Below are 1,776 nucleotides of genomic sequence, written 5' to 3'. Positions count from 1 at the left end.
AAAGCCGCGCGCGAGAGCCGCGGCTACACGCAAGGCCAGCTCGCCGAGCGCCTCAGCGTCACGCCGGCCTTCGTGGCATCGGCCGAGCAGGGCGAGGCGGACATTCCGCTGTACCAGCTGATGCACATCGCCGATTTGCTGATGGTCGGTCTCGACGGGCTCGTTGCGGGTCCTGTGCCAGAGGGCGTCGACGCGGCGTAAGGTTCGTAGCCTTCGTGGCCCGGATGGAGCGAAGCGCAATCCGGGATGTTACAACAAGGCACACTGGTCCCGGATTTCGCCGCGCTCCTTCCGGGCTACGCTCTCCCCGTCATTGCGAGCGCAGCGAAGCAATCCAGGCTGCCGCCGCGGAAAACATTTCTGGATTGCTTCGCTGCGTTCGCAATGACGGTGGAGAGGCAACCAAAGCCGTCATCGGTCATCCCCGCAAAGTCGCGCGAAATTCGCTTGCCTTGCCACGCGTCCTTTTGCACTCTTCGCGCGAAGGAGACCAATGCATGACAAAAATGACCGTCGCCTGTGCACTCGGAACCGCCCTCGTGCTGTGCAGCCTTGCAACATCAGGCGCCGAAGCCCGCACGCGGAAAGCCGTCGTCGTTCGCGCACCGCAAGAGCGGCTCATCGTCACTGCACCCGTGCTGAGACCGACGCCGTGGGATTACAACATCGTTCCACGCTATCGTTATCGCCCGGAGGATGACCGGGTCGATCCCTACGGCCCGCCGCTGGTGCCGTCATACGTGCGCTATGAAGGATGGCGCTGGCCGTATTGGTGGTGAGGTCCTCCATCCGGTACGCGGACAAGTTGAAGTTTGATGGCTCGTCATCCCTGCGTGCGGAGTTGACGATCAGGAAAAAATGGCAAAGTGGAGACTGTCAAGAGTACATCGAGGTAGATCGACACTTATCCCCGTAATAAACCCAATGCTGTTTGGGGTTCTGGGCGCGTATCGGGAGGATAAGTCATGGCAAGTGTCGAACAATTGCACAGACGGGACGGAGTGAATTTGGTCCAACTCGAAGCGGACATCACGTCGATCCGGTCGGGGAGCTCCATTACTTCAATCAATCTGCCTGATTACGTCGAGCACACCGCGGGCGTGTCGCGCGTCGGTGCGCTCAGCGCGGAAGCGGTCGTTCGCGACTATGAGTCCGCTGCAAAAGAGATCGAGGCCATGGGAACCGAGTTGATCGACGCGGCGCAAAAATGCGAGGCGCTGACGGCCCAGGTTCATGATGCGATCGCCTTCATGCGAGAAACGGCGGCGGGGTATCGTGAAGAGGGACGGAAGATCTTCAAGCGCATCGAAGAATGCGCGCTGTTCACCGAAGACGTGCGCAAGACCTGCGAACAGGTCAAACGCAGAATGGCTGAAGTCTCGGTTGGCCCATCTTCCGATGAGGAGCTTGCGCCGCAAGAGCCCGAGCTGACGGGGATCGCGGCCGAGGTGACGATGAGCGAGATACGGTGAGCGAGCGTAGAGCGTAGCTGGTTGATAGGCCGGACGAGCGGAGCGATATAGGCGGGGCTTTGCTGCCGAAGCATTCCCCCCGGATGTCGCTTCCGCCTTCGCTCTTCGAGCTACGGCGGACAAGTCGCTCGTCCGGCTACGCTCGTTTGCCAACCGCCGTCATCCGCTCGCGCGTGCGAGAAACAAGTCCGCGCCTTGCGAACTCACCAATCCGGATCGCCGTAATAAGGGTCCGCCATATAGGGCGGCGGCATCCAGGGGCCTCGCGGGGGCGGCCTCGGCCGCCGTGGCGCGGCGTCTGGTA

The 1,776-nt window shown here is 61.6% G+C and carries 3 protein-coding genes; all 3 read left to right on the top strand.

Annotation, left to right across the window (positions count from 1 at the left end):
• Positions 1-201 (top strand): helix-turn-helix domain-containing protein (locus MOV75_RS36765; protein WP_247007833.1); only part of this gene is annotated, 201 nt, incomplete at its 5' end.
• A 296-nt stretch (positions 202-497) separates the two neighbouring features.
• Positions 498-779, top strand: a complete 282-nt coding sequence (locus tag MOV75_RS36760) for a hypothetical protein (RefSeq protein ID WP_246927806.1) — start codon at positions 498-500, stop codon at positions 777-779.
• 186 nt (positions 780-965) lie between these two features.
• Positions 966-1,472, top strand: coding sequence for a hypothetical protein (locus tag MOV75_RS36755; RefSeq protein WP_246927808.1), 507 nt, complete (start codon positions 966-968; stop codon positions 1,470-1,472).
• The last annotated feature ends 304 nt before the right edge of the window (positions 1,473-1,776 follow it).

Origin of the sequence: Bradyrhizobium sp. PRIMUS42 (assembly GCF_023006515.1) — a bacterium.
Classification (GTDB): domain Bacteria; phylum Pseudomonadota; class Alphaproteobacteria; order Rhizobiales; family Xanthobacteraceae; genus Bradyrhizobium.
Note: the sequence above shows the minus strand (reverse complement) of the source record. Positions and strands in the feature narration are given on the sequence as shown.